Annotated in this window: 19 protein-coding genes and 6 pseudogenes; 16 read left to right on the top strand and 9 right to left on the bottom strand. The window is 41.6% G+C overall.

The features are described from left to right. Positions 1-4: 4 nt before the first annotated feature. Both RS130_RS05425 and uvrA read right to left on the bottom strand, forming a co-directional pair. On the bottom strand, positions 5-433 hold the full coding sequence (locus tag RS130_RS05425; RefSeq protein ID WP_316025115.1) for a type 2 periplasmic-binding domain-containing protein: 429 nt from the start codon (positions 431-433) through the stop codon (positions 5-7). 541 nt (positions 434-974) lie between these two features. Further along, positions 975-3,803 carry an excinuclease ABC subunit UvrA gene (uvrA, locus tag RS130_RS05430; protein ID WP_316025116.1) on the bottom strand — a complete coding sequence of 943 codons (2,829 nt, stop codon included), beginning with the start codon at positions 3,801-3,803 and terminating at the stop codon, positions 975-977. A gap of 200 nt (positions 3,804-4,003) precedes the next feature. On the opposite strand from uvrA, the gene RS130_RS05435 reads away from it, so the two are divergent. The 6 genes and pseudogenes from RS130_RS05435 (at position 4,004) to RS130_RS05460 (ending at position 12,013) form a co-directional block, all read left to right on the top strand. Then, a complete protein-coding gene (locus RS130_RS05435) occupies positions 4,004-5,344 on the top strand; it encodes an MFS transporter (protein WP_316025117.1) in 1,341 nt (446 codons plus the stop codon). 12 nt (positions 5,345-5,356) lie between these two features. After that, a pseudogene (ssb, locus tag RS130_RS05440) lies at positions 5,357-5,940 on the top strand (single-stranded DNA-binding protein). A 283-nt stretch (positions 5,941-6,223) separates the two neighbouring features. After that, positions 6,224-7,201 (top strand): transposase, encoded by a 978-nt coding sequence (locus RS130_RS05445; RefSeq protein ID WP_316024964.1) that lies wholly within the window; start codon positions 6,224-6,226, stop codon positions 7,199-7,201. A 663-nt stretch (positions 7,202-7,864) separates the two neighbouring features. Continuing rightward, a pseudogene (locus RS130_RS05450) lies at positions 7,865-9,381 on the top strand (glucan biosynthesis protein G). Beyond that, positions 9,357-11,465 (top strand): glucans biosynthesis glucosyltransferase MdoH, encoded by a 2,109-nt coding sequence (gene mdoH, locus RS130_RS05455; protein ID WP_316025118.1) that lies wholly within the window; start codon positions 9,357-9,359, stop codon positions 11,463-11,465. Before RS130_RS05450 ends, mdoH begins: the two are co-directional and overlap by 25 nt. 89 nt (positions 11,466-11,554) lie before the next feature. Next, positions 11,555-12,013: an EVE domain-containing protein gene (locus RS130_RS05460; protein ID WP_316025119.1), complete on the top strand. Its 459-nt coding sequence runs from the start codon at positions 11,555-11,557 to the stop codon at positions 12,011-12,013. A gap of 25 nt (positions 12,014-12,038) precedes the next feature. Here the strand turns inward: RS130_RS05460 and RS130_RS05465 are convergent, their stop codons facing one another. Continuing rightward, positions 12,039-12,371 carry a DUF1820 family protein gene (locus RS130_RS05465; protein ID WP_316025120.1) on the bottom strand — a complete coding sequence of 111 codons (333 nt, stop codon included), beginning with the start codon at positions 12,369-12,371 and terminating at the stop codon, positions 12,039-12,041. Positions 12,372-12,505: 134 nt separating this feature from the next. Continuing rightward, the gene (locus RS130_RS05470; protein ID WP_316025121.1) at positions 12,506-13,081 is read right to left on the bottom strand and encodes a TetR/AcrR family transcriptional regulator; all 576 of its coding nucleotides are present in this window, start codon (positions 13,079-13,081) and stop codon (positions 12,506-12,508) included. A gap of 170 nt (positions 13,082-13,251) precedes the next feature. Here RS130_RS05470 and RS130_RS05475 point away from each other — a divergent pair, with 170 nt between their 5' ends. Next, a complete protein-coding gene (locus tag RS130_RS05475) occupies positions 13,252-14,856 on the top strand; it encodes a M28 family metallopeptidase (RefSeq protein WP_428982848.1) in 1,605 nt (534 codons plus the stop codon). Positions 14,857-14,974: 118 nt separating this feature from the next. Here the strand turns inward: RS130_RS05475 and slmA are convergent, their stop codons facing one another. Both slmA and coaBC read right to left on the bottom strand, forming a co-directional pair. Next, positions 14,975-15,565, bottom strand: a complete 591-nt coding sequence (gene slmA / locus RS130_RS05480; protein ID WP_316025122.1) for a nucleoid occlusion factor SlmA — start codon at positions 15,563-15,565, stop codon at positions 14,975-14,977. Between the two features lie 10 nt (positions 15,566-15,575). Continuing rightward, complete coding sequence (coaBC, locus tag RS130_RS05485) at positions 15,576-16,793, bottom strand: bifunctional phosphopantothenoylcysteine decarboxylase/phosphopantothenate--cysteine ligase CoaBC (RefSeq protein ID WP_316025123.1); 1,218 nt, start codon at positions 16,791-16,793, stop codon at positions 15,576-15,578. A 131-nt stretch (positions 16,794-16,924) separates the two neighbouring features. Between coaBC and radC the strand changes: the two genes are divergently transcribed. The 6 genes and pseudogenes from radC (at position 16,925) to mutM (ending at position 20,799) form a co-directional block, all read left to right on the top strand. Beyond that, the gene (gene radC / locus RS130_RS05490; protein ID WP_316025124.1) at positions 16,925-17,599 is read left to right on the top strand and encodes a RadC family protein; all 675 of its coding nucleotides are present in this window, start codon (positions 16,925-16,927) and stop codon (positions 17,597-17,599) included. A gap of 164 nt (positions 17,600-17,763) precedes the next feature. Further along, positions 17,764-18,843 carry a glycosyltransferase gene (locus tag RS130_RS05495; RefSeq protein WP_316025125.1) on the top strand — a complete coding sequence of 360 codons (1,080 nt, stop codon included), beginning with the start codon at positions 17,764-17,766 and terminating at the stop codon, positions 18,841-18,843. A gap of 169 nt (positions 18,844-19,012) precedes the next feature. After that, complete coding sequence (rpmB, locus tag RS130_RS05500; protein WP_158972544.1) at positions 19,013-19,249, top strand: 50S ribosomal protein L28; 237 nt, start codon at positions 19,013-19,015, stop codon at positions 19,247-19,249. Between the two features lie 11 nt (positions 19,250-19,260). Continuing rightward, positions 19,261-19,417: pseudogene (rpmG, locus tag RS130_RS05505) on the top strand (50S ribosomal protein L33). 105 nt (positions 19,418-19,522) lie between these two features. Further along, positions 19,523-19,984 (top strand): hypothetical protein, encoded by a 462-nt coding sequence (locus RS130_RS05510; RefSeq protein ID WP_316025126.1) that lies wholly within the window; start codon positions 19,523-19,525, stop codon positions 19,982-19,984. Between the two features lie 3 nt (positions 19,985-19,987). Beyond that, positions 19,988-20,799: pseudogene (mutM, locus tag RS130_RS05515) on the top strand (bifunctional DNA-formamidopyrimidine glycosylase/DNA-(apurinic or apyrimidinic site) lyase). Positions 20,800-20,850: 51 nt separating this feature from the next. On the opposite strand, the pseudogene coaD reads toward mutM, so the two are convergent. Together coaD and RS130_RS05525 are read right to left on the bottom strand one after the other, a co-directional pair. Beyond that, positions 20,851-21,340 (bottom strand): annotated as a pseudogene (gene coaD, locus RS130_RS05520) (pantetheine-phosphate adenylyltransferase). A gap of 75 nt (positions 21,341-21,415) precedes the next feature. Then, a complete protein-coding gene (locus RS130_RS05525) occupies positions 21,416-22,429 on the bottom strand; it encodes a glycosyltransferase family 2 protein (protein ID WP_316025127.1) in 1,014 nt (337 codons plus the stop codon). Positions 22,430-22,617: 188 nt separating this feature from the next. On the opposite strand from RS130_RS05525, the gene RS130_RS05530 reads away from it, so the two are divergent. After that, positions 22,618-23,115: a hypothetical protein gene (locus RS130_RS05530; RefSeq protein ID WP_316025128.1), complete on the top strand. Its 498-nt coding sequence runs from the start codon at positions 22,618-22,620 to the stop codon at positions 23,113-23,115. Further along, positions 23,016-24,069: pseudogene (locus RS130_RS05535) on the top strand (capsule assembly Wzi family protein). Before RS130_RS05530 ends, RS130_RS05535 begins: the two are co-directional and overlap by 100 nt. Here the strand turns inward: RS130_RS05535 and RS130_RS05540 are convergent. Beyond that, positions 24,066-24,659, bottom strand: coding sequence for a 3-deoxy-D-manno-octulosonic acid kinase (locus tag RS130_RS05540; protein WP_316025129.1), 594 nt, complete (start codon positions 24,657-24,659; stop codon positions 24,066-24,068). The pseudogene RS130_RS05535 and the gene RS130_RS05540 overlap by 4 nt on opposite strands. A 245-nt stretch (positions 24,660-24,904) precedes the next feature. On the opposite strand from RS130_RS05540, the gene RS130_RS05545 reads away from it, so the two are divergent. Further along, a complete protein-coding gene (locus RS130_RS05545) occupies positions 24,905-25,981 on the top strand; it encodes a glycosyltransferase family 4 protein (protein WP_316025130.1) in 1,077 nt (358 codons plus the stop codon). The last annotated feature ends 14 nt before the right edge of the window (positions 25,982-25,995 follow it).

Below are 25,995 nucleotides of genomic sequence, written 5' to 3' on the forward strand. Positions count from 1 at the left end.
TCGATTAGTTTAATGGGATTGCTTTTACGGAAGAGGTTACGGCTGAGCTATTAACATAACCAACAGCATTTTCATTACTAGCGACAAATGCAATGACAGCTGCGTCATTTTCCAATTCTTCAGGTGGGATGCCTTTGCCGGTAAATACCAATTTTGACCAATACGCAGATACTTGACTGGAGCTTCTGCCTAAGGTGTCGGAATCAAAGCTTACCCTACTTGCACTGCTAGGTAATTGATTGACAGGGGTCGCCTCATTGCCATTTGAGAACTTACTTGCTTTACCAAGGAATATTCTTTTGACCATTTTCGTATCGAGGCTAGAGTCATTATTGGGGTGTACGACTAACACCACTTCTGCTAAGGAGGAAAAAGCTAAAGTGCAACCTAAGGTGGTCGCTATAGCTGATTGATAGAGTGTCTTAATATTCATGTATCGCCCTTAAAGTGTATCGTTATGAATTAAAGTCAAGTTTTTATTACATATTAAGTCCTACTTTTCAGATAATGCTTATCAAAGATGAGCAACAACTAGCCTAGGTCTTGGACCGAATGCAATAACCGCATTTTATCAAATATATTCCATTCCCAGCTGGATTCTGGGTATGTATAAATATACGGTGTTATCATTAACTATAGTCTAGATATGTAGAGTAGCGACAAATTAAAGTAACAAAATTAAGCTGTTAGAAGCAGGATTTAGATGTGGTCGAGTTGAAGAGCAGAATCTGAAATGTGTATCTTGGGGTAGAATTATACCAATCGATATTATTAAGTGACCTCTCAAAATGGCGCCAGTGTTTTATTCAAAACGCCCATTCAAGCACCATGATTAAGCACATGTAAACTCTCGCTGGGTGACGCCTTATCTTACGGGGTGGTGATAATCGTTACGGTGAATAAATAGAAAGCCTTGAAAGTGACTAAGGCTTTCTATTTATTAATCTGTTTTATTGGTTTAGTCAGAGGCCGATTTAAGCGTTCAGAAGAGGCTTTAAAAACCTAGCGGTATGTGAACCTTCAACTTTAGCTACCTCTTCAGGTGTACCTTGCGCAATAATTTGCCCTCCACCTGAACCACCTTCTGGGCCAAGGTCTACAATCCAGTCCGCTGTTTTAATGACATCTAAGTTGTGTTCAATAACAACTACAGTGTTGCCGTGATCTCTTAGCCTGTGCAGCACTTCTAACAACTGTTTAATATCGTGGAAATGCAAGCCAGTGGTAGGCTCATCAAGAATATATAGTGTCTGCCCAGTGTCGCGTTTTGACAATTCTTTGGCGAGTTTTACCCGTTGTGCTTCACCGCCAGAAAGGGTAGTGGCCGCTTGACCTAAACGCACGTAAGACAGACCGACATCCATCAGAGTTTGCAATTTACGAGCAATGGCTGGAATGACGTCAAAGAAAGGCCGAGCTTCTTCTACTGTCATCTCTAACACTTGATGAATGTTTAAACCTTTATATTGAATTTCTAAGGTTTCTCGATTGTAGCGTTTACCTTTGCACACATCACAAGGTACATACACATCAGGTAAAAAGTGCATTTCTACCTTGATTACGCCATCGCCTTGGCAAGCTTCACATCGACCACCTTTTACGTTAAAGCTGAAACGGCCAGGTTTATAACCGCGAGATCGAGCTTCTTGGGTGCCTGCGAATAATTCACGTACTGGGGTGAAAATACCCGCATAGGTGGCAGGGTTAGAACGCGGTGTTCGGCCGATAGGGCTTTGGTCAATGTCGACCACTTTGTCCATAAACTCTAAACCGTGGATCGCTTTATAAGGGGCTGCTTCGCCCGTAGTCGCCCCATTTAGAGCATGTTGAGCTAACTTGTAAAAAGTGTCGTTAATTAAGGTAGACTTTCCAGAACCCGATACACCTGTCACGCAGGTCATTAATCCTATTGGTGCTCTAAAGGTAACATCTTGAAGGTTGTTACCTGAAGCGCCGGTAATTTCGATCCATTTTTCTTGATTAATTTCGGTACGCTTTGCTGGGATCTCTATTCTTTCCCGTCCAGACAAGTACTTTCCAGTTAGTGAATGCTCACTGTTCTTAATGTCCTCGATCGTTCCTTGAGCCACAACCTCACCGCCATGTACGCCAGCACCTGGACCAATATCCAGCACAAAGTCTGCTGCGCGTATTGCATCTTCATCGTGTTCAACCACTAACACTGTATTACCCAAATCTCGTAAATGGATTAGGGTTTTAAGTAGTCTTTCATTGTCTCTTTGATGTAAACCTATTGACGGTTCGTCTAATACGTACATCACTCCCACTAGGCCAGCACCAATTTGACTGGCTAATCGAATCCGCTGGGCTTCACCGCCCGACAGGGTGTCGGCGCTACGAGACAAGGACAAGTAATTCAAACCTACATTCACTAAAAAGCTTAATCGGTCATTGATTTCTTTGAATATTTTTTCGGCTATTTGTTCTCGTTTACCAGTTAACTTAACATTGGCAAAAAATGCTAAGGCATCTGCAATCGACATGTCGGTAATTACATGCAATGGCGTTTCGCCTATAAAAACGTTCCTGGCTTCTAAACGTAAACGAGTGCCGGAACAGCTGGAGCAATGTTGCTGGCTCAAATATTTGGCTAGTTCGTCACGTACTGCGTTTGATTCGGTCTCTTTGTAGCGACGTTCCATATTAGGAATAATCCCTTCAAAGGGATGTTTACGCTCCATGATATCGCCACGATCATTAATATATTTGAATTTTAGCGAGGTGCCTTTACTGCCATGTAGCACTATATCCTTGGCTTTATCGTCTAACTCAGCAAAAGGTTTGGTTAAGTCAAAACCGTAGTGGTCGGCTACGGCCTGCAACATTTGGAAATAGTAATAACTGCGTTTATCCCAGCCGCGAATAGCGCCTCCCGATAAGCTCAGTTCATCGTTGGTAATAATTCGATGTGGGTCAAAAAACTGTCTTGTTCCTAAACCATCGCAACTTTGACAAGCGCCAGCTGGGTTATTAAATGAAAATAAGCGTGGTTCAAGTTCGGCCATGCTATAGCCGCAATGTGGGCAAGCAAAGTTAGATGAAAAAACCAAGGTTTCTTTGTCTGGCTCGTCCATAAAGGCTACTTTAGCCGTGCCGCCGGATAAATTGAGTGCAGTTTCGAAGGATTCAGCTAAACGAAGTTTAAGGTCTTCACGGACTTTAAAGCGATCAACTACCACCTCGATAGTGTGTTTTTTATGTAAATCGAGTTCAGGTGGATCAGACAAATCACATACGTTGCCGTCTATGCGTGCCCGAATAAAGCCTTGAGCAGCTAAGTTTTCAAGGGTTTTGACATGCTCTCCTTTACGATCTTGCACCACAGGTGCCAACAACATCAATTTGCAATCTTCTGGCATGGCCAAAACACGATCAACCATTTGGCTAATAGTCTGTGCGTCCAGTGGCACATTATGATCCGGACAGCGAGGTTCGCCCACTCGCGCATATAATAAACGCAAGTAATCATAAATTTCGGTGATGGTGCCCACGGTAGAACGAGGATTGTGCGAAGTCGATTTTTGCTCTATCGAAATAGCCGGAGATAGGCCTTCAATATGATCTACATCAGGCTTTTCCATCATAGACAAAAATTGCCTAGCGTACGCCGATAAAGACTCGACGTAACGCCTTTGACCTTCTGCGTACAAGGTATCGAAGGCGAGTGAAGATTTGCCTGAGCCAGAGAGCCCAGTAATAACGGTGAGTTTGTCTCTGGGAATGTCTAGATTGATGTTCTTAAGATTGTGGGTGCGAGCCCCGCGTACTTCAATTTTATCCATTATTAGGTCTGTATCAGCGCAAAAGAAGAAGTATTACACACTCTTAAAATTAGCACTATCCTAAGCACCATTATCTTTTAAATTCTTAACTAAAAGTAAATTCCTTACTGATAAATATTTCTGAAAAAAGCAAAATATGCTAAGGTTCTCGGCCATTTTTATTATTGTTATTTAACTACTAGAAATAAACTGACCTAACCTTGAATTCTACCGAACTCCGTACAGCATTTTCTCTCGCTTTCATTTATGTATTGCGCATGCTTGGCTTGTTTATGATCATGCCGGTGCTGGCTATTAGTGCCAAGCACTATCCCGACTATTCGGCATTTTTAGTGGGTTTGGCCATAGGCGGTTACGGATTAACTCAAGCCGTTCTACAAATTCCGATGGGAGTGTTGTCAGATAAAATTGGACGTAAACCGGTCATTGCTGGTGGCCTCTTAATATTTGCGATAGGTAGTCTAGTCGCCGCCAATGCTGAGAGTATGCAGTGGGTAGTGATAGGCCGATTCTTGCAAGGTGCAGGGGCCATTGCAGGGGCAATTATGGCCTTAGCAGGCGACTTAACGCGTGAGGAACAGCGCCCTAAAGTGATGGCTATTATTGGAATTTCTATCGGTTTCTCCTTTTATCTAGCCTTATTGTTGGGGCCATTAGTGGTCAGCGACTATGGCTTAAGCGGAATTTTTTACGCCACAGGTATGTTGGCTTTACTATGTATTTTATTGGTTGCTTTTGTGGTGCCAAATGGCAAAAATATCGCGCCCAGAGGCGACACTTTGCCAGTGGTACGTGACTTAAGTCAGCTATTTTCAAACCCTCAATTGTTAAGACTAAATATTAGCGTGCTGCTATTGCACATGTTGATCACCTTATTGTTTGTACAAATTCCGGTCTTTCTAATCGACTTATCATGGCCGTTATCTACGCATTGGAAAGCCTATTCAATAGTGCTATTTGCTTCAATTATTGGTTTAGTGGTGTTGATGTCTTTGGCTAGAAAACAGCAAAAAGTGGTGATGTTATTAAGTGTTGCTGGTTTGGCCTTAGTTTTTGCATTAATGGCAATCGACCATTCTTCAATTGTGTATTTGTTGCTAGTGATTAGTTTGTTTTTTACTTGTTTCAATTATTTAGAAGCAAACTTTCCGGCTATGGTGTCGAGCATTGCGCCGGCAGGTAAAAAAGGTTCCGCCATGGGAATTTATGCCAGTTTTCAGTTTTTGGGCGCTTTTATAGGTGGAGTGCTTTCAGGTAGCATTTCAGAATTCATCGGCAATCAGTGGGTGTTTGTTTTAGCCAGCGGGCTATGCATTATCTGGTTGTTAATAATCCAAGGTTTGTCAGCGACGAGCCGCTTAAAAAGATATACACTTAATACAATTAATCAAACACCAGATATAGCTCTGCAACAGCTTTCAGAATTAGAAGGCGTAGAAGATGTAACCGTAGTGTCAGATGAACAGGTTATTTATCTAAAGGCAGATGCAAAACGCTTCGACATGCAACAAGCACGACGTGTACTGGGTTTACAAGAATAGCGAGGAGATAAAATGGCGAGTAAAGGTGTTAATAAAGTAATTTTGGTTGGTAACTTAGGTAAAGATCCTGAGGTACGTTATACACCAAATGGTAAAGCTGTCGCTAACTTAACTTTGGCTACTTCTGAGAGCTGGAAGGACCAAAGTGGGCAGATCCAAGAAAAACCGAATGGCACCGAGTGTCTATGTTTGGCAAACTAGCTGAAATAGCAGGCGAATATTTACGTAAAGGCAGCCAAGTTTATATTGAAGGTAAATTGCAAACCCGCAAATGGCAAGATCAACAAGGTCAAGACCGCTACACAACTGAAGTTGTACTCGACCCATTTAATGGCGTAATGCAAATGCTAGGAGGTCGAGGTGGTCAATCTGAAGGCGGTTTCCAAGGGCAACAACGCCCGGCGCAGCAAGCTCCACAGCATAACCAAGGATACCAGCAGGCTGCACCACAACAGAGCTACCAGCAAAAACCACCAGCCCAACAAGCGCCGCAAGACAGAGGATTTAATCAAGCACCTCAAGGTCAACCGCAAGGTAAACCAGCCGCTCCAATGGCAGAACCTGATTTTGACTTCGATGACGATATTCCGTTCTAATTTCTGGTATCTATAAAACTATTAGTGTTAAGTTATTTTCAGTTGGTTTGTAAATTAATTCTGATTTAACAATGTAATAAGTTTATGCAAAGCCCATTTTTAGCTGTTAAGTTAAAGTGGGCTTTTTCGTTTTCGCTAGATGCTGACAGTGTTTAATTATAAAAAAGTCAGCGAATTGTGAAAAAAGAAAACAAGGACACCCATCATAATTTGATAAATCGTAGATTTATACTAGGCTATCGTTAAGCGGTTGTGCTTGTGTTTATTCATTTTCGGAGGCGTTATGACTCAGAAAAGAGCCAGTTTAATCAGTTTATCAGACACCCCATTTTATCATTGTGTTTCCCGTTGTGTGCGCCGTTCATTTTTGTGTGGCGTTGACCATTATTCAGGGCAAAATTATGAGCACAGGCGGGCTTGGGTAGAGGAGCGCTTGTTGTTTTTGTCTTCGGTGTTTGCCATTGATATTTGTGCTTATGCGGTGATGAGCAATCACGTACATGTGGTGTTGCATGTAGATGTAGATAAGGCGCTAAATTGGTCAAATAAACAGGTATTAGCGCTGTGGCATACGCTCTATAAGGGGACGTTGTTGACCCAGAGGTTTATGCGAGATGATGAGCTAACAAAAAGTGAAATGCATACTCTTGAAGACACCATTGCGGTTTATCGCCAGCGTTTGCACGACATCAGTTGGCTCATGCGCAATCTCAACGAGCACATCGCCCGAGAAGCCAACAAAGAGGACGAGTGCACTGGCAGGTTCTGGGAAGGGCGGTTTAAATCACAAGCTCTGTTAGATAACAGAGCTCTATTAGCCTGCATGGCCTATGTGGATTTAAATCCCATTCGCACAAAAATAGCGACAACCCCTGAAAACTCCCATCACACCAGCATTCAAAAACGCATTCACGCGTTGAAAACTAACCAACACCCACCCCACACGCTGTTGCCATTTGTGGGTAACCCTAGGCAAAACATGCCCAAAGGTATTTCATTCTCATTAAAAGATTACTGCGAACTAGTGGATATAACAGGCCGTGTTATTCGCGAAGATAAACAGGGTCATATCGCCACTACCCAACCAGCAATATTACAAAGATTGGGATTATCAGACGCACAATGGCTCACCCTTACCACAGAGTTCGAACAACACTTTTGCTATGCCGTTGGCTCAGAGCACATGATGCGACAATTTGCTGAGCATACCCATCACCGGCAAATACAGGGCATTAGCAACGCGAGAGCCTTATTGGCTTAATCAAAAATTCTGTCAACGCACATTCCATCCCCGTATAACGGCGATTGAGCATACCTACCATTCAGTAAAAACAGTGTTTTTTTCACTTTTTACACATCAAAACTCAAGCAACCTAGAAATGTATAAAGATAAGAATAAGCCAAGCACTTCGATTGCCTATCTGCGAACGTTAACTAGAAATTATGGGTGTCCATATTAGCTTAGCGGGGATTGAGCATACCTACCATTCGTAAAAACAGTGGTTTTTTCACTTTTTACACATCAAAACTCAAGCAACCGAGAAATGTATAAAGTTAAGAATAGGCCAAGCACTTCGATTGCCTATCTGCGAACGTTAACTAGAAATTATGGGTGTCCTAATTTATTTATGGGTGTCCAAATTTGTTTGAGTTGTGGCACTCTGTAATCTTTACTTGTTGTCTGTAAAATTCACAATTAATTCCTACAAAAATGTCTGCTGACGGTGATATAGCCCTAGTATTTTCGGGGGGCACACTTGGCCTGATACCTGCTATGCCCTTGTTTTATAGTAAAACTTCTGCCTGATTTTGAATGAGATGTGTGTATACATTTCATTGATTACTATCGATTTAAGCAGAAGGAATACAAAGACAACAATCATCAAGGAGCTTAATTTTGTACAAGTATTTCATCTTTGCAATAGTGTTAGGTATAAGCGTTACTCCGTTCCAGGCTCCTATTAAGGCGCAGCAACGCTCAACCGAGAATAGACAGCCAGAAGTTGGCAAAGAGAGATTAACTTATCGATTTGATAGGAAGTGGTTGGAATCCAAAGCAAAGGAGTTGGCAGCTGAAGAATATAAACTTGAGCAAATCCCTGCTGACAACCCACTTAGTCAAATGGGTTACGATGACTATAAAAAGATACAGTTAGATAGAGGTGCGACTATTTGGAAAAAAGAGGAGCGTAATTTTCGTGTTAACCCTTTACATCCCGGCTTTTTGTTCAAAACTCCAGTGAAGCTAAATTTAGTAGTGGGTGGAATATCTAGAGAGGTATTCTATACCTCAAAGATTTTCAATTATGACAGTGAGCAAGAGACCTTAAAAAATACTGACGCAAAAGGGTATTCTGGATTTAGTGTGACCCATCCGATCAATAATCCTGACAAGTGGGATGAATTTATGGTCTTTCAGGGGGCTCCTACTTCAGAGCGGTTGGTCAAACCAATTGGTATGGTTTATCTGCACGCGGTCTAGCTATTAATACTGCAAAGCCTTCTGGTGAAGAGTTTCCAGAATTTACCGAATTTTGGATTGAACGGCCTAATGGTAAGAATAAAAACTTGGTGGTTCATGCATTGATGGAAAGTAAATCTTTAACGGGGGCGTTTACTTTTACCGCTACGCCTGAGAAGAACACTGAGATACTGGTTAAAAGTACACTGTATCCTAGAACAGACATCAAATCTTTTGGTGTTGCGCCCCTTACTTCAATGTTTTTATTTAACGGAATGAACCGTTCTCGTTTCGATGATTTTCGCCCAGCTGTACATGATTCAGACGGATTGCTGATGCTTAAAGCCAACAATGAAAAAGTGTGGCGCAGCTTAGCCAATCCTACAAAACTGCAAGTGTCGGCCTTTGAAGACGACGGAATTAAGGGGTTTGGTCTAATGCAAAGAGCGAGAAAATTTGAAGATTACGAAGATATGGAAGCCCATTATCACCATCGGCCATCTGCTTGGGTGACGCCGCTTAATGACTGGGGTATGGGCCATGTTGAGTTAGTGGAGATCCCAACTAAGGCAGAAATTCACGATAATATTGTCGCTTTTTGGCAACCAAAACAATCATTGAAAGCGGGTCAGCCAAGAGAGTTTAGTTATAAAATCTCTTGGGGGAGTGATGCGCCATTAAAAAATATCAATGGCAAAATTGTCTCTACAGCGTCAGGGAAAGCGCTAGGCTCTGACATTATCCGCGAGTTTGTAATTGATTATGCTGGGCAAAACATTCCATCAGATATACATATCCACGCGACGAGTAGTACGGGGCGGATTGTGGGAGTAACCAGTAAGGTCATTCCTGATACACAAAATTTGCGAGTCGTAGTGAAATTCGAACCCGCAGAAGAAGATGTATCTGAACTGCAATTATCTTTGTCAAAAGGTGATGAAAAATGGGGTGAAACATGGCTATATCGATGGACCAGATAGTGAAACAAAACCAAGGTGTACCAGCCGAATCACCTTTGCATATGCCGGCACAGGATTTTTCAACCAAACCGAGTGCCAGCCATAAAGGGCAAGGGTGGAAGCAACTAATTGCAAGACTAATCACTTTCGGTGGGGCTTTGGCTCTGACCGTGTACGCGACTCATCAAATGATTTTGATTGTCTCTCAAGACCAAGTTACAGCTCTGCAGTGGGTGATGGTTGGACTGTTTACGCTCACTTTTGTGTGGATTGCATTGGCTGCTGGATCGGCCGTTTCAGGGTTTATCTTTTCGGGTCGCAAAGGTGAGGCTTCGGTACAAGATCTTTCAGCTAAAAAAACAGTGCTGCTGATGCCCGTATACAACGAAGATCCCAGCGAAACCTGCGCCGCTTTATATAGTATGGCGAAAGAGTTAGTGGCAAATGATTTAGCTGAACAATTTGAAATTTTCATCATTTCAGACTCCAACGATCCAGATGTGTGGGTAAAGGAAACTGCAGCGGTTAGTCAATTAAAACAAGCTCTTGCTGGTGAAATGAACGTTTGGTATCGACGCAGACACGACAACAAGGCTAAAAAAGCCGGAAATGTACATGAGTTTGTGAGTCGATGGGGGGCTCGATATGACTACATGCTAGTGCTTGATGCAGACAGTTTACTATCTGCTGACACGCTGAAAACTTTGATGTTAGAAATGGCTAGCGATGATCACGCAGGCATTATTCAAACCTTACCGTCGTTGTATCGTGGGGATACACTTTTTGCTAGGCTTCAGCAATTTGCTGGCACTGTATATGGACCTATTGTCGCACGAGGAGTTGCTGCGTGGCAGGGGAACGACGGAAATTATTGGGGGCATAACGCTATTATCAGAGTGCAGGCTTTTGCAGAGTCTGCGGGACTGCCAGCTATAGGTGGGGTTAAACCCTTTAAAGGCGATATTCTGTCGCACGACTTTGTTGAGGCCGCGTTGATGCGGCGAGCAGGGTGGTCAGTTCGAATGTTACCTGTTTTGAAAGGGTCTTGGGAAGAAAGCCCACCTAGTTTGTCTGATGTCGCTACGCGTGATAGACGCTGGGCGCAAGGTAACATCCAACATCTAGCAGTATTAAAAGCCAAAGGACTACGCTGGCCAAATCGATCCCATATGCTTACCGGCGTAATGGGGTATATGGCATCGCCAATCTGGTTTGCCCTTATACTGACAGGCATAGTGATGTCTATTCAAATACACTATATGAATATTGAGTATTTTTCAGACCAGCCTTCTCTGTATCCTCAGTGGCCTGTATTTGACTCTGAGCGCATGGTGGCGTTATTTGTTTTCACTATGGGCGTATTGTTATTGCCTAAAGTTCTGGGCTTAATTAAGGCGTTCTTTCATCGCTCGCTGCGGCAGCCTTTAGGTATTATTAGAATGACATTGGGGGCTATAGTCGAAATGTTCTTTTCGATACTTTACGCGCCTATCTTTATGTTGATCCATAGCCAACATATATTTGATATTTTTAGGGGGCGAGATTCAGGTTGGGCGACCCAGCAAAGGCAACATAATGGCACCCCGTGGAAAGATCTAGTGCGTCAGCATTTTTGGCACACTATGATAGGTGTCGGTTTAACCATAGTGCTTTATCAGTACTCACCTACCTTACTTATATGGTTGTCGCCTACACTGATTGGTTTAATGTTTTCTATTCCTTTGTCAGCACTTAGCGGCAGCAAGAGCCTAGCGAAAGGTTTACGATTTATAGGTATCTTAAATATTCCTGAAGAAGTTAGTACCTTGAAAATTATTACTCAGCGAGATCAGTTTGCCGAAGAATTACGCGAACATTTACAGTCTGTCACTATTGGAACCTTTATTGATAACGCAACCTATCAAGATGGGCACTTTAATTTGTTGTCTAAGCCACCTAAGCCAAGGCGGGGGCATCCAGAGGTGAATAGTCTTATTGCAAATTACAAAATTAAGGAAGCGAATGACGTGGGTGAAGCGTTAAGCTGGATGACTAAGCAAGAAAAGTTAGCCGTGTTTAGCGACAAGGATATCTTCATGGAGTTGAAAAATTTAAAGCATTCGTAGAGCTTTGACCTTCTGCTTCTAGTATTGGCTTGAAACTCTGTTTTTAACAAGATACTGTTTTGAGCTAGTACTAGTCGTAGAGAATTAACATGAATTATTGGTTATTTAAAACTGAACCCGACGCTTTTAGTATTGACGACTTGGCAAACCAGCCCCAGCAAACTGAACACTGGGATGGCATACGCAATTACCAGGCTCGCAACTTTTTACGTGATCAGGTGAAACTAGGCGACCAAGTGTTTATTTACCATTCTAGCTGTAAAAATGTAGGTATTGCAGGGTTAGCCGAAGTGGTTAAAGAACAGTATCCTGATCACACCCAATTTGACCCTGAAAGTAAGTATTACGATCCTAAGTCTACGATTGAAAATCCAAGATGGGTAATGGTAGACATTCAATTTAAGCAAAAATTTACCCATATCTTAGCGCTTAAATCTATTAAGCAGATGCAAGATATTTGCGAAATTGGTCTAGTTAAAAAGGGCCATAGGTTGTCTATTATGCCTGTTATGCAGCAAGAATTTGAATTGCTGCTCAGTCGTTGCTAATCGGTATTGCCGTCGACATATGGTGCTAGGTACTAGGATTTTTAGGGGTATAAATAGGCGTGGGGAAGGCTGTCACTTTGTCTGACAGCGCGGTTATTTTAGACGTACCTTGTTTTTTCACTTCGTCAATGCGTAACACACTATGCATAGGTATGTAGGTGTGAGTGACATCAGCAAACTCCGCCTTTAATTTTTCATGGCTAGGATCTAGCACTAAGCTGGTATGCGTGTCCCAAACAAAATCTCCTATTTCTACAAAGCCAAACATACTGCCTTGGCTCACCTCTCGCACATATAATTCGTAACGTTCGCCATTGCTAATGAATTGGATTCTGAACAAATGTTTGTTATTGGACATGATGAGCACTCTAGGTCGATTGTTTATCAAAATTAATGGGGGGCCGAAATAATTATTACTTATAATTCAATCTTGGCACGCTACTTACAATGGAGGCTGATTACCTATTCCCAAGTAGTGAGATGAGCATTTTGTTATCTTTTTAGAGCTAATGGCCCCAAGAGAGCTTGCGTGGCAAGATCTAGCTCGTCGGTGTCACCGGCTAACACGGCATTCACTGCAAAGCCCTGCACATAGCTGGTTAGTTGTAATGCGGTCGCTTCAATATCAATATACGAATGAACCTGACCTAAGAGTAGGGCTTTTTCTAAACAGCCGATAAAATCAATTTGTAGTCTATCTAGATAATGACGGCCAATTTCTCGCACTTTTTCATCATCAAAGCCCAGTTCGGTAATACAATTAATTAGTAAGCATCCTCTGCCTTTCACATGTTGAACGTAATGCTTGAAAAACTGAGTAATAGAATCGAGGCCTTGATTGGTTTCTAAATGAGCCATAGTCTTATTCAACTGACTGGATTGATAGTGCTTCAAAACCATATACAAGAATGTTTGTTTGCTACCAAATTCTAAATAAAACCCTCGGCGATTAAATTCAGTGCGGGTAATGATTTCGTCCATGATTGCACCATGGTAACCATGCTCTAAGAAAACATCTATACCTTGGCTGAGGATGAGATCTAAATCGTATTGGGCTTTACGTGGCATGGGTAATCTCAAAGCTAGAACAAGTATTCTTTACAGGTTAGCCGAGTTAAATTTAGTGTCAAGCTTGCACTCTGCCTGTATCTCGCTTAATGTGCGCACAAATATTATAAGTTATACGCAGGGGGTATATAGTGCAAAAGTTAGGTAAGTTATTGGTTTTGGCAGTTTTTTTGACGGCTTGTCAGCCTGAAAAAGCGAGTATGGAAACAAGCGCTAAGGAGATTTCAGCAGACGCATCTCGAATAAAGTCGCATTTACGCTTTTTATCTGATGATTTACTGGAAGGCCGAGATACTGGGGCTAGAGGGCATGAAATAGCGGCATTGTATATTGCTGCGGAGTTTGAAAAGTATGGATTAAAGCCTGCTGGCGACAATGATACTTACATGCAACGTGTGGATTTTAGACAAGTTCACCTTGATCAATCTTCGGTTAAATTAACCTTAACCAAAGAAGGAAAAGAAACAGAGCTAACTTATCCAAAGCAGTTTATAACCTCAGCGAATGCCAATGAGTTACAAAGTCTTACGCAAGGTGATTTGGTGTTCGTTGGGTATGGCATTATCGCTCCAGAACTTGATCATGACGATTACCAAGGGTTAGACGTTGAGGGTAAAGTCGTGGTAGCGCTATCGGGTAAGCCTAAGTCTTTTCCTAGTGAGGAAGGGGCGCACTTTGGCTCGACTAACGAGAAAAAACGCCATGCAACCGAGCACGGTGCTATAGGTTTAATTAGTATTAGTACACCTACATTTGAAAAAGTGAGGCCTTACCAAAACTTGTTAAACTATTTACACGCCCCCACGGTTCGCTGGGTAGACAAAGATGGCGTACCTGCTGGCACGTTTCCACAGTTAAACAGCGGTGCTTATTTTAGCAAAGAAGCGGCTGAAATTTTGTTTGCTGGGGCAAGCTCAAACTTAGAGCAAATCTATGCTCAGCTGGAAAAAGATGAGTCACCCAAAGGCTTTGATTTACATACCAGTATCAAACTTGAATTAACCAGTACTCATAAACAAATTTCTAGCCCGAATGTGGCAGCAATATTGGAAGGCTCTGATCCCACTTTGAAAAACGAGTATGTATTGTACTCCGCGCATTCGGATCATATTGGTTTTGCCAAAACGGTTAAGAAAGACAAAATCAATAACGGTGCTATGGATAATGCTACGGGGACATCGGTGCTGCTAGAAACTGCAAGAATGTTTAGTTTGTTAGAGAAGCGTCCTAAGCGTTCGATATTGTTTGTAGCTGTCACCGCAGAAGAAAAGGGCCTGCTCGGCTCTGATTACTACGCCCAAAATCCAACCGTGCCGGCTCGTTCAATTGTGGCTAATGTCAATTTAGATATGCCCATTTTGACCTATGAATTCGGTGATGTGATTGCGTTTGGCGCTGAGCATAGTGATTTAAAAGAGTCTGTGGCTAAGGCTGCAGAAAAGATTGGTTTAGAATTGAGTCCAGATCCTTGGCCGCATATGGCCTTGTTTACGCGTTCAGATCACTATAGTTTTGTTAAGCAAGGTATCCCGGCTGTATTTTTGGTGCCCGGCTTGAAATCCGCTGATCCTGAAATAGATGGTAGTGAGCAGTTTAATAACTTTATTAACACTAACTATCACAAGCCTAGTGACGACTTTAGTCAAAAATTCAACTGGAAAGCAGCAACCAAGTTTGCCGAAGTGAACTATCACATTGGTTTGACATTGGCAGAGCAGCCTAATCGTTCTAGCTGGAATGAAGGTGATTTCTTTGGCGACAATTTCTCAAAATAATGCGCCAAGCTATTTGGCGTTAATAAGCGAGCAGGTTATTAACGTGGAATGGTTTTAACGCAAATACAAAAAAACGGACATACTAGGTGTCCGTTTTTTATTGCTGTAACACATGATGTTATTGGAAAAACTGTTTGTTGATGAATTGCCATTGCTCGGCAAAGTTGTCGGTAGGCTTTTTAGTAAATTCACTGCGAATAAACTGGTTGATACGACCGTCAGCATAACAAATTAGCATATTGGCAATTAGGCCTTCTTCTGCCGGTAGGGTTTTGCCTTCACGCAGTTTACGCTCTCTAAGCACTTGTTTCATTTGGGTTTCAAGACGCTCAAACAGCTGGGCGATTCTTTCTCTAAGTCTGTCTTGTTCGCCCATTAAAGCGTCACCATTCAAAATACGCGTAATACCTGGGTTTTTCTCTGCAAAGCCAAGTACTAAATGCAAAATTAATTGGCAACGGGTGGCGGTGTCTTTTTCTTCGTTAATAATTTTGTTGATCCGAGAAAACAACGTTTCTTCGATAAACTCAATTAATCCCTCAAACATACGTGCTTTGCTAGGGAAGTGTCGATAAAGCGCGGCTTCAGACACACCCACGTGAGCTGCTAGCTTGGCTGTGGTAATGCGTTGTCCTGGGTTAGTTTGTAACATACTGGCGAGCGCTTGAAGTATTTGAGCTCGACGATTGGGGCGTTTTGTTGCTGGCATTAATTTAGTCCTAAACGAAAGTGGCGTCTTCTGTTTGTGTTTCTTCAAATTTTTCAGCCACAATTTTCATTAGTTGTGTGGCTAATAAATTCTTATCGGCAATGTTTAGCTGTTTTTCACCCTTGGGCCAAAATACTGTTAGTGCATTTTGTTCACTATTAAAACCAATAGTTTTATTCGACACATCATTGGCAGCAATCATATTAAGCTTTTTTCGCGATAACTTACCTAAGGCATACTCCCTTAGATTCTGCGTTTCAGCAGCAAAACCAACTGTAAATGGTGGATCGGGTAGGTGAGCTACGTCGCTAAGAATATCAGGGTTTTTAACAAAAGTAAGCGTTAACTCTTGTTCTGATTTTTTAATTTTTTGCGTTGCATTTTGTTTTGGTCTGTAATCAGCGACAGCGGCACAAGCAACAAATATATCGCTGTCTTTGATGTTTTGCATCACTGTGTTGTGCATGTCTTGAGCACTAGATACAAGAATCGTCTTTACATTTTCAGGCGGTGTTAAGTCAACCGGACCGCTAATCAAGGTAACCTTTGCTCCCAGTTGTTGGCTGGCTTTTGCCAAGGCATACCCCATTTTTCCAGAACTGTGGTTGGTAATATAACGAACGGGATCGATATCTTCACGAGTGGGGCCCGCGGTAATAGTAATGTGTTTTCCAGCTAATACTTGTGGTACGTCTGGCAGCAATAAATCTGCTATTTCTTGCGGCTCAAGCATGCGGCCGGGGCCAACATCACCGCATGCTTGTTCTCCTTGAGCGGGGCCTAAAAGCTGCACGCCTCGACTGGCCAGTATAGCTAGATTACTTTGGGTTGCTTTGGCCGACCACATTTGTTGATTCATTGCTGGCGCCACATAAATTGGGGCGCTGGTAGCTAAGCATAGGGTTGACAGTAAATCGTCAGCTAATCCATAAGTTAACTTCGCTAAGGTGTTTGCCGTAGCTGGAGCGATGAGTAACTTGTCTGCCCATCTAGCAAGCTCTATATGGCCCATCGCGGCTTCCGCATCTTTATCGAGTAGATCATCAGAAATAGTATTGCCCGAGACCGCTTGGAGCGCTAATGGGCTGACAAATTCTTTCGCCGAACGGGTGATCACAACACGTACGTTGGCGCCTTTGGCTACTAGCTTACGCACTAAATCTGGGGTTTTGTATGCGGCTATGCCGCCAGTAATACCTAGTAAAATATTGGTGTTTTGAAATTGCATGGATGTTTTATTACAGTCTTTATTGAGCCTCTTAGCTAACATTATTGGCTGGAATGCCCCCCTTTTGCTAGGCTTATTTTGCGTTTAGCCATGATCTAAACGTTTTTATTTTTCAATTGAGGCACGGATGCATGAAAATTACAGATTGGCCCAAACAAGATAGACCTAGAGAAAAACTCCTCGCTAACGGCGCTGGCGCGTTATCCGATTCAGAATTACTAGCGATTTTTTTACGTACAGGTATTGCTGGTTGTAGCGTGCTAGAGCTAGCGCAAAAAATGCTCAATGAGTTTGGCAGTTTGCGCTCTTTATTTAAGGCAAGCGAGTCTGAGTTTTGCCAAGTAAAAGGTTTAGGCCAAGCCAAATATGTGCAGTTGCAAGCCTGTTTAGAAATGAGTCAGCGTTTTATGGCTGAAAAGTTATGCCGCGAGAATAGCTTTAACTCTGTAGAGCAAACCCAAGCTTATTTAATCGCTAAATTACGGGATCAACCCCATGAAGTGTTTGCTATGTTGTTACTCGATAGCCAGCACAGGCTCATTACTTTTCGCCCTATGTTTTACGGTACCATTGATAGTGCGTCGGTGTATCCTAGGGTGTTAGTACAGCAAGCCTTAAAAGACAATGCTGCAGCCGTTATTTTAGCGCACAATCATCCCTCGGGCGTCGCTGAGCCCAGTCAAGCTGATAAAAGTATCACGAAACGAATAATCGACGCATTCAGCTTATTGGATATTAAGGTTCTAGATCACTTTGTAATTGGTGACGGCGTGGCCGTGTCATTTGCCCAACGTGGATTGCTATGATTTTCTTGCGAATTAGCCAACATACTGGCAATTTGAGTTTGCGTAGAATTCCTTTAGTTTACGCTTTGTAAATGTGGCATTATGTGCCCTTCAGTTTACGTTATTTTCGGCCGTTATTAAAAGTAATCGCCATGTTTAGGGATGTCCCATAGCCAATGCGAGTAATGCACTTTGTTTCAGGAGGTTTCTCTGGTTCAACGAATGTTGCCAAAGAAATTATCAAAGCGACTAATCAAACGAAAGATATTGACTCATATCTTGTATTACGCCAAAAAAAATCAACAACCCCTGATAAGGTTGAACAATTTAATGCGCAAGGCATAGATACCCGAGTTGTTTCTGGTGCGCTGCATCTGCTAACAATTTATCAGCTTTATAGACTTTGCAAAGAATTGCAGCCAGACATTTTATTGGTCCATGGTTTTAGTGAACACTTGTGGGGGCGTTACGCTGGCTTACTAGCTAAGGTTCCCCATTTAATTCATGTTGAGCATAATTCTCGTGAGCGATATTCTTGGCTACGACTAAAGCAGGCTAAATGGCTAACAAAATATACGGACAAAATTGTCGGTTGCTCAGAGGGTGTTGAAAGTGCTCTGTTAGCGCGAGGTTTTCCTGCTAGTAAGGTTATCAGTATTGCCAATGGAATTAACCCTCTTCCTTATCAAGCAGTTGAATCTATCCCTTTTGAAAAACGTAAGCCACACCTGATTATGGCATCAAGGTTTGCTAGGCAAAAAGATCATGCAAGTCTTATAAGTGCATTGGCAATACTTAAAAATCGCGGCACTACTGTTAATGTTAGTTTTGCTGGCTTAGGTAATAAACACCATTTGGCTACAGCTAAAAAGCAGGTACAGTCTTTAGGCTTGGAGCAACAAGTGGATTTTCTTGGGCATTGCACAAATTTGCCAGAATTGTTGCAAGCACACCAAATATTTGTTTTGAGTACACACTATGAGGGCATGCCCTTGGTGGTTATTGAAGCTATGATGTCAGGTTGTGCGGTGATTGCTAGTGATGTAGTAGGCGTTAAGGAAATGTTTGAGCACAAAGTGGACGGGTATCTTGTAGAGCCACAGTCACCCTTGTCTCTAGCTGATGGTATAGAGAAACTCATTCGGGACCCTAAATTTAGCCAATTACTATCTAGGAATGGTCATCGAAAAGCCTTGAAACAATTTACCATTGAAAAAATGGCAAGTCAGTATCAACAATTGTTTCGCACCCTAATAAAGTCGTGAAAGGCGATTTATTTATAAATTAGTCGATATTTTTACTTTATTCTTGAATTAACTTTGTAATTACTGTATAAAATGCGCCCTCTTGTTAATAGCGTTAGCTGGCATTGGATTTGAAAATTGTTAAATCTAAGTCAGAGCTAAATTTTTTAGAATTGTTTGGAGACAGGCCATGGCCAAAGTATGTCAAGTTACTGGCAAGCGTCCAGCGGTAGGTAACAACCGTTCACACGCAAAAAATTCGACTCGCCGTCGTTTTTTGCCAAACCTTCAATCTCACCGTTTTTGGGTTGAGAGTGAAAACCGTTTCGTGAAATTACGTTTATCTGTAAAAGGTATGCGTATTATTGATAAAAAAGGTATCGATACAGTATTAGCTGATATGCGTGCCGACGGTGTTAAAATTTAAGGAACCAGATTATGCGTGATAAAATTAAATTAGTATCTAGTGCTGGTACCGGTTTTTACTACACTACAGATAAAAACAAACGTAACATGCCTTGGCAAAATGGAGATCAAAAAGTTTGATCCTAAAGTTCGTCAGCACGTTTTGTTTAAAGAAGCCAAAATCAAGTAATTTTACTGGTTTTGTCTCCTGAAGAACCCGGCTTTTTAGTCGGGTTTTTTGCGTTAATGGGATATGGCATACTTACTTACCAATTGACTCACTTATATTACCACTATGATTAGACTTTCTCAGCGCGGTTGGAACAATGTCATTATTTTTACCACCTTGATATTGATATTGTTGTTCAATTTTAGCAGTGATTTTTTAAATCGGGGGATCAGTGGTAGTCAAACTGTCACTAGATTACTTCCGCAATACGCAGTGATTACAACCATTGAATATGTGCATGATAGAGTAGAACGTATCGGGCAAGGTTGGCGGACTGAATCTGGTACCTTGAGCAATCAAGCCTTAAGTCAACTCGTGGATAATTGGCATAGCGCTGAAGTCGAACTGTTTGATAGTCAGCTTAATTGGCAAACTAGCCCGCAAATTATAAAAGTGTGGTTCGTGGGGCAAGCACAGCCAGTTGAATATTATTTTTTACCTTTTGCTGATAAAACCCTAGTCAAATTTGAACAGCAAACTTATTTATTGCTCAGTCCTGATTTTTCACTTTTAAACATAGAATCTTAACTCATGCCTGAATTGCCAGAAGTTGAAGTGAGTCGCTTAGGTATTACTCCTCACCTAGAAAAAAATACTATCCAACAGATTATTGTTCGTCAGCCCCAATTGCGTTGGCCGGTGCCTGAGCAAGTTTATTTAGCTGAAGGTTTGGTTATAGAGTCAATACGTCGGCGCGCCAAATATTTGCTACTTGATACATGCAAAGGCAGCATAGTTTTGCATCTAGGGATGTCGGGAAAGCTATGTGTGGTTGAAAGTGAAACCGAAGTTAAAAAGCATGATCACATAGACATAGTCATGCACAATGGTGTGTGTTTGCGCTTCAATGACGCCCGCAGGTTTGGTTCTTGCCTTTGGCAGGGAATAGATGAACCTCAGCTCAAATTACTAAGTTCTCTTGGACCAGAGCCTTTGACAGATGATTTTGATGGCAGTAGGTTGTTTGCATACTCTCGCAAGAAGTCAGTGGCAATCAAAAACTTCATCATGGACAATAAAGTTGTCGTGGGCGTGGGAAATATTTACGCTAACGAATCGTTGTTTATTGCTGGTATCGACCCTCGTAAGCCTGCCAATAAAGTCAGTAAAAAACGATATTTAGTATTGGCCGAAATTATTAAAAAAGTGTTAGCCAGTGCAATTGAACAGGGGGGACTACCTTGAAAGATTTCATGCAAGCCGATGGTAAACCTGATTATTTCGCGCAACAGTTATTAGTTTATGGTCGTGCCGGCGAAACATGTGATGCGTGTAAAACGCCGATCCAATCCCTAATGATCGGGCAGCGTAATACATTTTACTGCCCCACTTGTCAGTCTTAATCGATTTTACAACGGGTTTATCTAGCGATTCTTTACGGTAGTGGTCAAAGGTTAGGTGTTGGGGTGCAACTTTTTCACTAAGGCTTCCATCACCGCTGGGTGGCAAAACTCATTGACTCGACCTCGGTGCAGCGCAACTTCTTTGACCAGGGTTGAAGAAATGAAAGAATTTTCTTCGGCTGGCGTCATAAATACACTTTCTAGATTGGGGTTGAGCCGTCTATTCATATTGGCTAATTGAAACTCGTACTCAAAATCTGATACAGCCCGCAAGCCACGTACAAGCACTGCCGCATTTTGTTGTTCTGCAAAATCTGCGAGTAGACCAGTAAAACCAATAACCTCAACGTTCTCTAAATGTTGAGTGACTTGTTTTATTAAGGCTACTCTTTCGTCTAGGCTAAACAGCGGTTTTTTACTAGGGTTTGATGCTATGCCGACAATGACATGATCAAACATATTTGCTGCTCGCTCAATTAGGTCTGCGTGGCCATTGGTTATAGGATCGAATGTCGCCTGGGTAAATAGCTTTTCTGGGCATAGAATACACAAATTTTAAAATGTTGAAATAAGGCTACCTAAATCAATCACAAAAGTTAACCAAATTCATCATAAACTAAAATTTATTTGTTGTGGCGTCATAATTCACAGAGCGAGGGCTAATCCACGTCCCTTTAATTGCAGCATTTATGTAGTAACGAATGATATTTCCAAATAATACTCGACTCGCTTGTGCTTTCAGGTGTTTAAATATTAGTAACGATAACAATGCAATTAATGCGGTTTTGATAATCGATTTAGTTAGTACGAATGCCTGCATCAAAAGTTGATTTATGCCTTTAAAGTGCTCAGCTATGAATATATGTCGTGATATGAACACTTCGCTTTTGGTTAGCGCTGCTGTAGCTGGGTTTATTCGAGAACTGCCGCCATGATTGTGAATGATTGATACATCCTGCAGTAACGCAATTGTGCCCCCGTTGTTTTGTGCTCTTTGGCATAGGTCAACGTCTTCACCATATAGCCAAAAATTTTCATTCCAACCAGCTAAAGCTCGAAAATCATTCAAGCGTATAAACATAACGGAACCTGAGACCCAATCGGGATAAACTATTTTTTTATCTTTTGCGAAATCTTGTTTAATTTTTCTATTGCAGACCAAACGATGCACGGCACGACCAAGTCCAGTATAGATATACCAGCGTGGTAAAAAACGCTCTACGCGTTCATACTTTCCATAGGAATCTTTTTTATGAGTAGCGAGAATAGAGTTAGGAGGGAAATTTTTGATATTGGCTAATAAAGGAGTAAAAATATCCATTCTTACTTCGGTGTCAGGATTTAAAAATAGCAAATATTCTCCTTTTGCATCTTTAGCTCCCAGATTACAGCCAGAAGAAAAACCATGATTCCCTGTATTTTCGATAAAGTTTACTTGTGGATATTGTTGACTAATGTTTTGAAATTGCCCATCGTTTGAATAATTATCTACCACTATTACTTCAAGGTTTATTTGCACTACTTCTAATTCAAGTAAACTACTTAGGCACCGCCCTAATTTATCCCAACTTCGATAATTCACAATAACAATGGAAACGTCGGGGGCGGTAAGATCTCGAGATAACGTCAAAAAAACCTCTGGCAATAAGCATAAAGAAATAATATAAGATTTGTTGCATAAAATACCTTAATACAAGAAATAATTCTATTTGTTGTATTAAGGTATTTAGCCTTTATTGCAAATATTCCGTATCATATTAGAAAAATATGTCGTGCATTTCGACTGCCACCTTTTGTTGAACACTATTGGAGTGTAGTTTGTTGAAAATTTGTTTTGTTCTAATTTTATTGGCAGGAATTTTCTGCTCAAAAGTAAGCATTGCTTCTCCTTGGATCGGTACTTTAGAGCCTCAATTACATAAAGATCTGCAAACCTTGAGTGAGTGGGGCGTGTTAGACGCTGCGGTAACCAGTTTTCCGGTTCCGTGGAAAGGCATTGCGCAGCAATTAGAGAACCTTGATACAGAGCAATTATCAGCCATTCCTGCGGTTGCTGCTAAACGGCTTAGACATTATTTACATTTGCATCGAACGCAAAAAGGTCAGTCTGTTGTTAGTTTGTATGGTGCTAGTGACGATAGTCGATTCACTGATTTTTCGGGTGTACAAGCGCAAAAAGTGCAGGCCAATCTAACCAAAGAGTTTTATTTTGGCCGTTGGGCTGGGCAAGTGTCAGCCAATTACGAACGGGGTGGAAAAAGCACTTTGATGAAAGTTTTATTGCGTACCAGTTTGGTGATTGGAATTTACGTTTAGGTAGCATGAGTCAGTGGTGGGGAGGCGCGCAGTCGAGTAGCTTGATCCTAAGTAATAATGCCCGTCCTATTCCTTCGCTAGCGCTGTCTCGTTCTCAAGCGACGCGTTCAGAACACTTTTTATTAAAATACCTAGGCCCATGGTTTGTAACTGCCCAAGTGGGGAAATTAGAAAAAGATCGAGCTGTGCCAGAGGCTAATGTTTGGTCCGCTCGTTTTAACTTTAAACCAATATCTGGTTTAGAGTTAGGCGTTTCGTGGAATGCCATGTGGGGGAGAAGGTCAAGGCAATTCGTTTTCAGACTTTATCGATGTGGTTAGCTTACAAAAAGAATGTGCCAATGACATGACTTGTTCCAAAGAGGAGCGATCTTTACAAGGTAACCATCATGCCGGTTTCGATTTTACTTATACTGTTATGTTGGTTGATCGCCCTCTGACTATTTATGGGCAAAAAATTGGTGAGAATGCCGAGCATTATTATCAAATTAAAGACAGCGCAAATTTATTTGGAGTTTCCAGTTACATACTGGGTAGTAAAGTGTACTTAGAAACGAGTGATACCAATGTTGGATGCTCAACTAATAGTCAGAATAAGAATTGCTATTATGAGCATGGTGTTTATCAGTCTGGCTATCGTCGTTATGGTAGGGCAATAGGCAGTACTTTTGATAGTGATGCCAAAATGATCACAGTTGGGGTAAATAAACAGTTTAGTGATGGTGACTTGTTTGAAGTTTCGCTTAATCGGTTGGAGTTAAATCAAGATCAGCAACAACCTTCGCCAGTATTGCAAGGAAACAGCGAAAAACTATTGAGGCTGTCTGGTTTCTATCAAACACAATTTGGCAATTGGTTAGTTAAGTTAGGGGCAAATTTTGAGGACGGCGACCTTGATGAACTTTCCGAGTTTGACAGTTTAATTTATAGCGAATTCAAGTATCGTATAAATTAAGTAAGATGATATCCAGCGAGTAAGTGTTGCCAATCGCTATTTGACCATTCAATACCTTTGTTTGCTTTTTCTTTTTCAAATGAACGGTGTAGTCGGGCTAGGTTGGCCTTTTTCCATTTATTACCATGCTTAATCGAACATTTGTCAAAATCGATTAACCAAGCTTGATTGCTAGCATCTAACATAATGTTGTGAATATTGAGATCGTGATGGTATACCTGCTGCCGATGAAACTTGGCTATCGTTTGGCCAATGTGTCGCCAGATTTCGCTGTCAATATGTGTGCTTTGCAACAAGTTATAAAGGTCGTTGGCCTGAGGGATTTTGCTTAAAATAATATCCGCTCGATAGTAAATTCCTATTTTTTTTATGTGGGCTGCAATGGGCGTAGGGCAAGGTAAGCCTAGGCTTGTCATATGCTTGAGCAAAGTAAACTCTTGCCATGCACGTGTGCGTTGCAACCCTGTATACACATATTGTTGGTCGAGGACTTTACCAATTAAGCCTCCACGTAAATAGTGCCGTAAGACGAATTGCTTGCTTTGGTGCTCGAAAAAGTAGGTGGTGCCTCTACCCGTTGCCTTAGCCAATGATTTTGTTTTGCGCTAGCCAATATCGATCCGAAAATATTTCGATTGTAGGATCTGCAAAAAAATTATCATCAAATAAAATGACATCAGAGCCACTTGTTTTTTCCTGAATGTTTGGCATGTTACAATTTATTGTTTTTAAACTTATTAAGGGTATTGTAAATCATTCTTTACCTATTGCGGATAGATACTTTTATGCGCGTGTTAACTTTACATTTATCTACTCAATTAGGCGCTTAAAAAATATGCACGAACACCCCGAGAGTAAATCACAATCTGCTGAAATTGAATTAATTATTGGTAATTCTAATTCTAATTTTTCCGGCGTAACATCCACTATGCTGCAAGTTATGTCTTATCAAAAACAACTGATTAATTTGCGAATAATGGGCAAGCACTTTGTCCCCGACCCAGAACTAGTGATTGGATTTTGGGATACGGTGAAATTGTGTCGTAAGCCATTAAAAAATGGTAAATGGCGAATATTTCATGCTCGTAGAGTGGATGAAATGATCCAAGGCGTATTATTAAAGTACGTATTCGGAGCAAAAATTCGTTTAGTATTTAGTTCGGCAGCTCAGCGTAAACGTTCTGGCTCGACGGTTTGGTTGACCAACAAAATGGACGCCATTATCGCGGTAAGTAAACGCTCAGCTAGTTTTTTGCATTTGCCTCCCAATATGATTAATCCCCACGGTGTGCAAGTGGATAACTATACGCCAGCAGCAGATAAACAGGCGGCATGGCAAGCTCTGGGCTACGGCGGGAAATTCGGGATCGGCATTCTAGGTCGAGTGCGAAAGCAAAAGGGCGTACATCTATTTGTTGAAGCTTGTATTCAAAATTTGCCGCAGCATCCAGATATTAATGCAGTGGTGGTTGGGGCTATCTCTGGTAGCAGCCAAGGATTTGTGGATGAACTCAAACAAAAAATAGCGCAAGCAGGTTTGTCAGACAGAATCATTTTTACAGGTGAACTGCCATTTGAGCAAATTCCGCCGATTTTTAGTGCCTTGTCTATGGTGTGTGCCTTAAGTGACAATGAAGGGTTTGGTTTGACGGTGCTCGAAGCTATGAGCTGCCGCGCAGCCGTTTTAGCGACTGAAGCGGGCGCTTGGGAAGAAATCATTCGCCCGGGTGTTGATGGTTATGTCGTGCCCGTCAACGACCAACAGGCGGTATCCGAAAAAATGGCATTGATGTTAAGCGATCGAAATAAGTTGGTGGAAATGGGTATTGCTGGGCGCAGCCGGGTAGAAGATAATTATCGAGTAGAAGATGAAGCTAAAAAGTTAGTCGATTACTTTAGAACATTGCAATGATTGCTATGATGTAG

Source organism: Paraglaciecola aquimarina (assembly GCF_032464635.1).
In the GTDB taxonomy this organism is placed as follows: Bacteria; Pseudomonadota; Gammaproteobacteria; order Enterobacterales; family Alteromonadaceae; genus Paraglaciecola; species Paraglaciecola aquimarina.

Coding starts and splice junctions, on each gene's coding strand:
- RS130_RS05545 (WP_316025130.1), top strand. CDS start 24,905: ATGCACGAACACCCCGAGAGTAAATCACAATCTGCTGAAATTGAATTA.
- RS130_RS05470 (WP_316025121.1), bottom strand. CDS start 13,081: ATGCCACGTAAAGCCCAATACGATTTAGATCTCATCCTCAGCCAAGGT.
- RS130_RS05425 (WP_316025115.1), bottom strand. CDS start 433: ATGAATATTAAGACACTCTATCAATCAGCTATAGCGACCACCTTAGGT.
- rpmB (WP_158972544.1), top strand. CDS start 19,013: ATGGCCAAAGTATGTCAAGTTACTGGCAAGCGTCCAGCGGTAGGTAAC.
- RS130_RS05445 (WP_316024964.1), top strand. CDS start 6,224: ATGACTCAGAAAAGAGCCAGTTTAATCAGTTTATCAGACACCCCATTT.
- uvrA (WP_316025116.1), bottom strand. CDS start 3,803: ATGGATAAAATTGAAGTACGCGGGGCTCGCACCCACAATCTTAAGAAC.
- RS130_RS05465 (WP_316025120.1), bottom strand. CDS start 12,371: ATGTCCAATAACAAACATTTGTTCAGAATCCAATTCATTAGCAATGGC.
- slmA (WP_316025122.1), bottom strand. CDS start 15,565: ATGCCAGCAACAAAACGCCCCAATCGTCGAGCTCAAATACTTCAAGCG.
- RS130_RS05495 (WP_316025125.1), top strand. CDS start 17,764: ATGCACTTTGTTTCAGGAGGTTTCTCTGGTTCAACGAATGTTGCCAAA.
- RS130_RS05510 (WP_316025126.1), top strand. CDS start 19,523: ATGATTAGACTTTCTCAGCGCGGTTGGAACAATGTCATTATTTTTACC.
- radC (WP_316025124.1), top strand. CDS start 16,925: ATGAAAATTACAGATTGGCCCAAACAAGATAGACCTAGAGAAAAACTC.
- coaBC (WP_316025123.1), bottom strand. CDS start 16,793: ATGCAATTTCAAAACACCAATATTTTACTAGGTATTACTGGCGGCATA.
- RS130_RS05460 (WP_316025119.1), top strand. CDS start 11,555: ATGAATTATTGGTTATTTAAAACTGAACCCGACGCTTTTAGTATTGAC.
- mdoH (WP_316025118.1), top strand. CDS start 9,357: ATGGCTATATCGATGGACCAGATAGTGAAACAAAACCAAGGTGTACCA.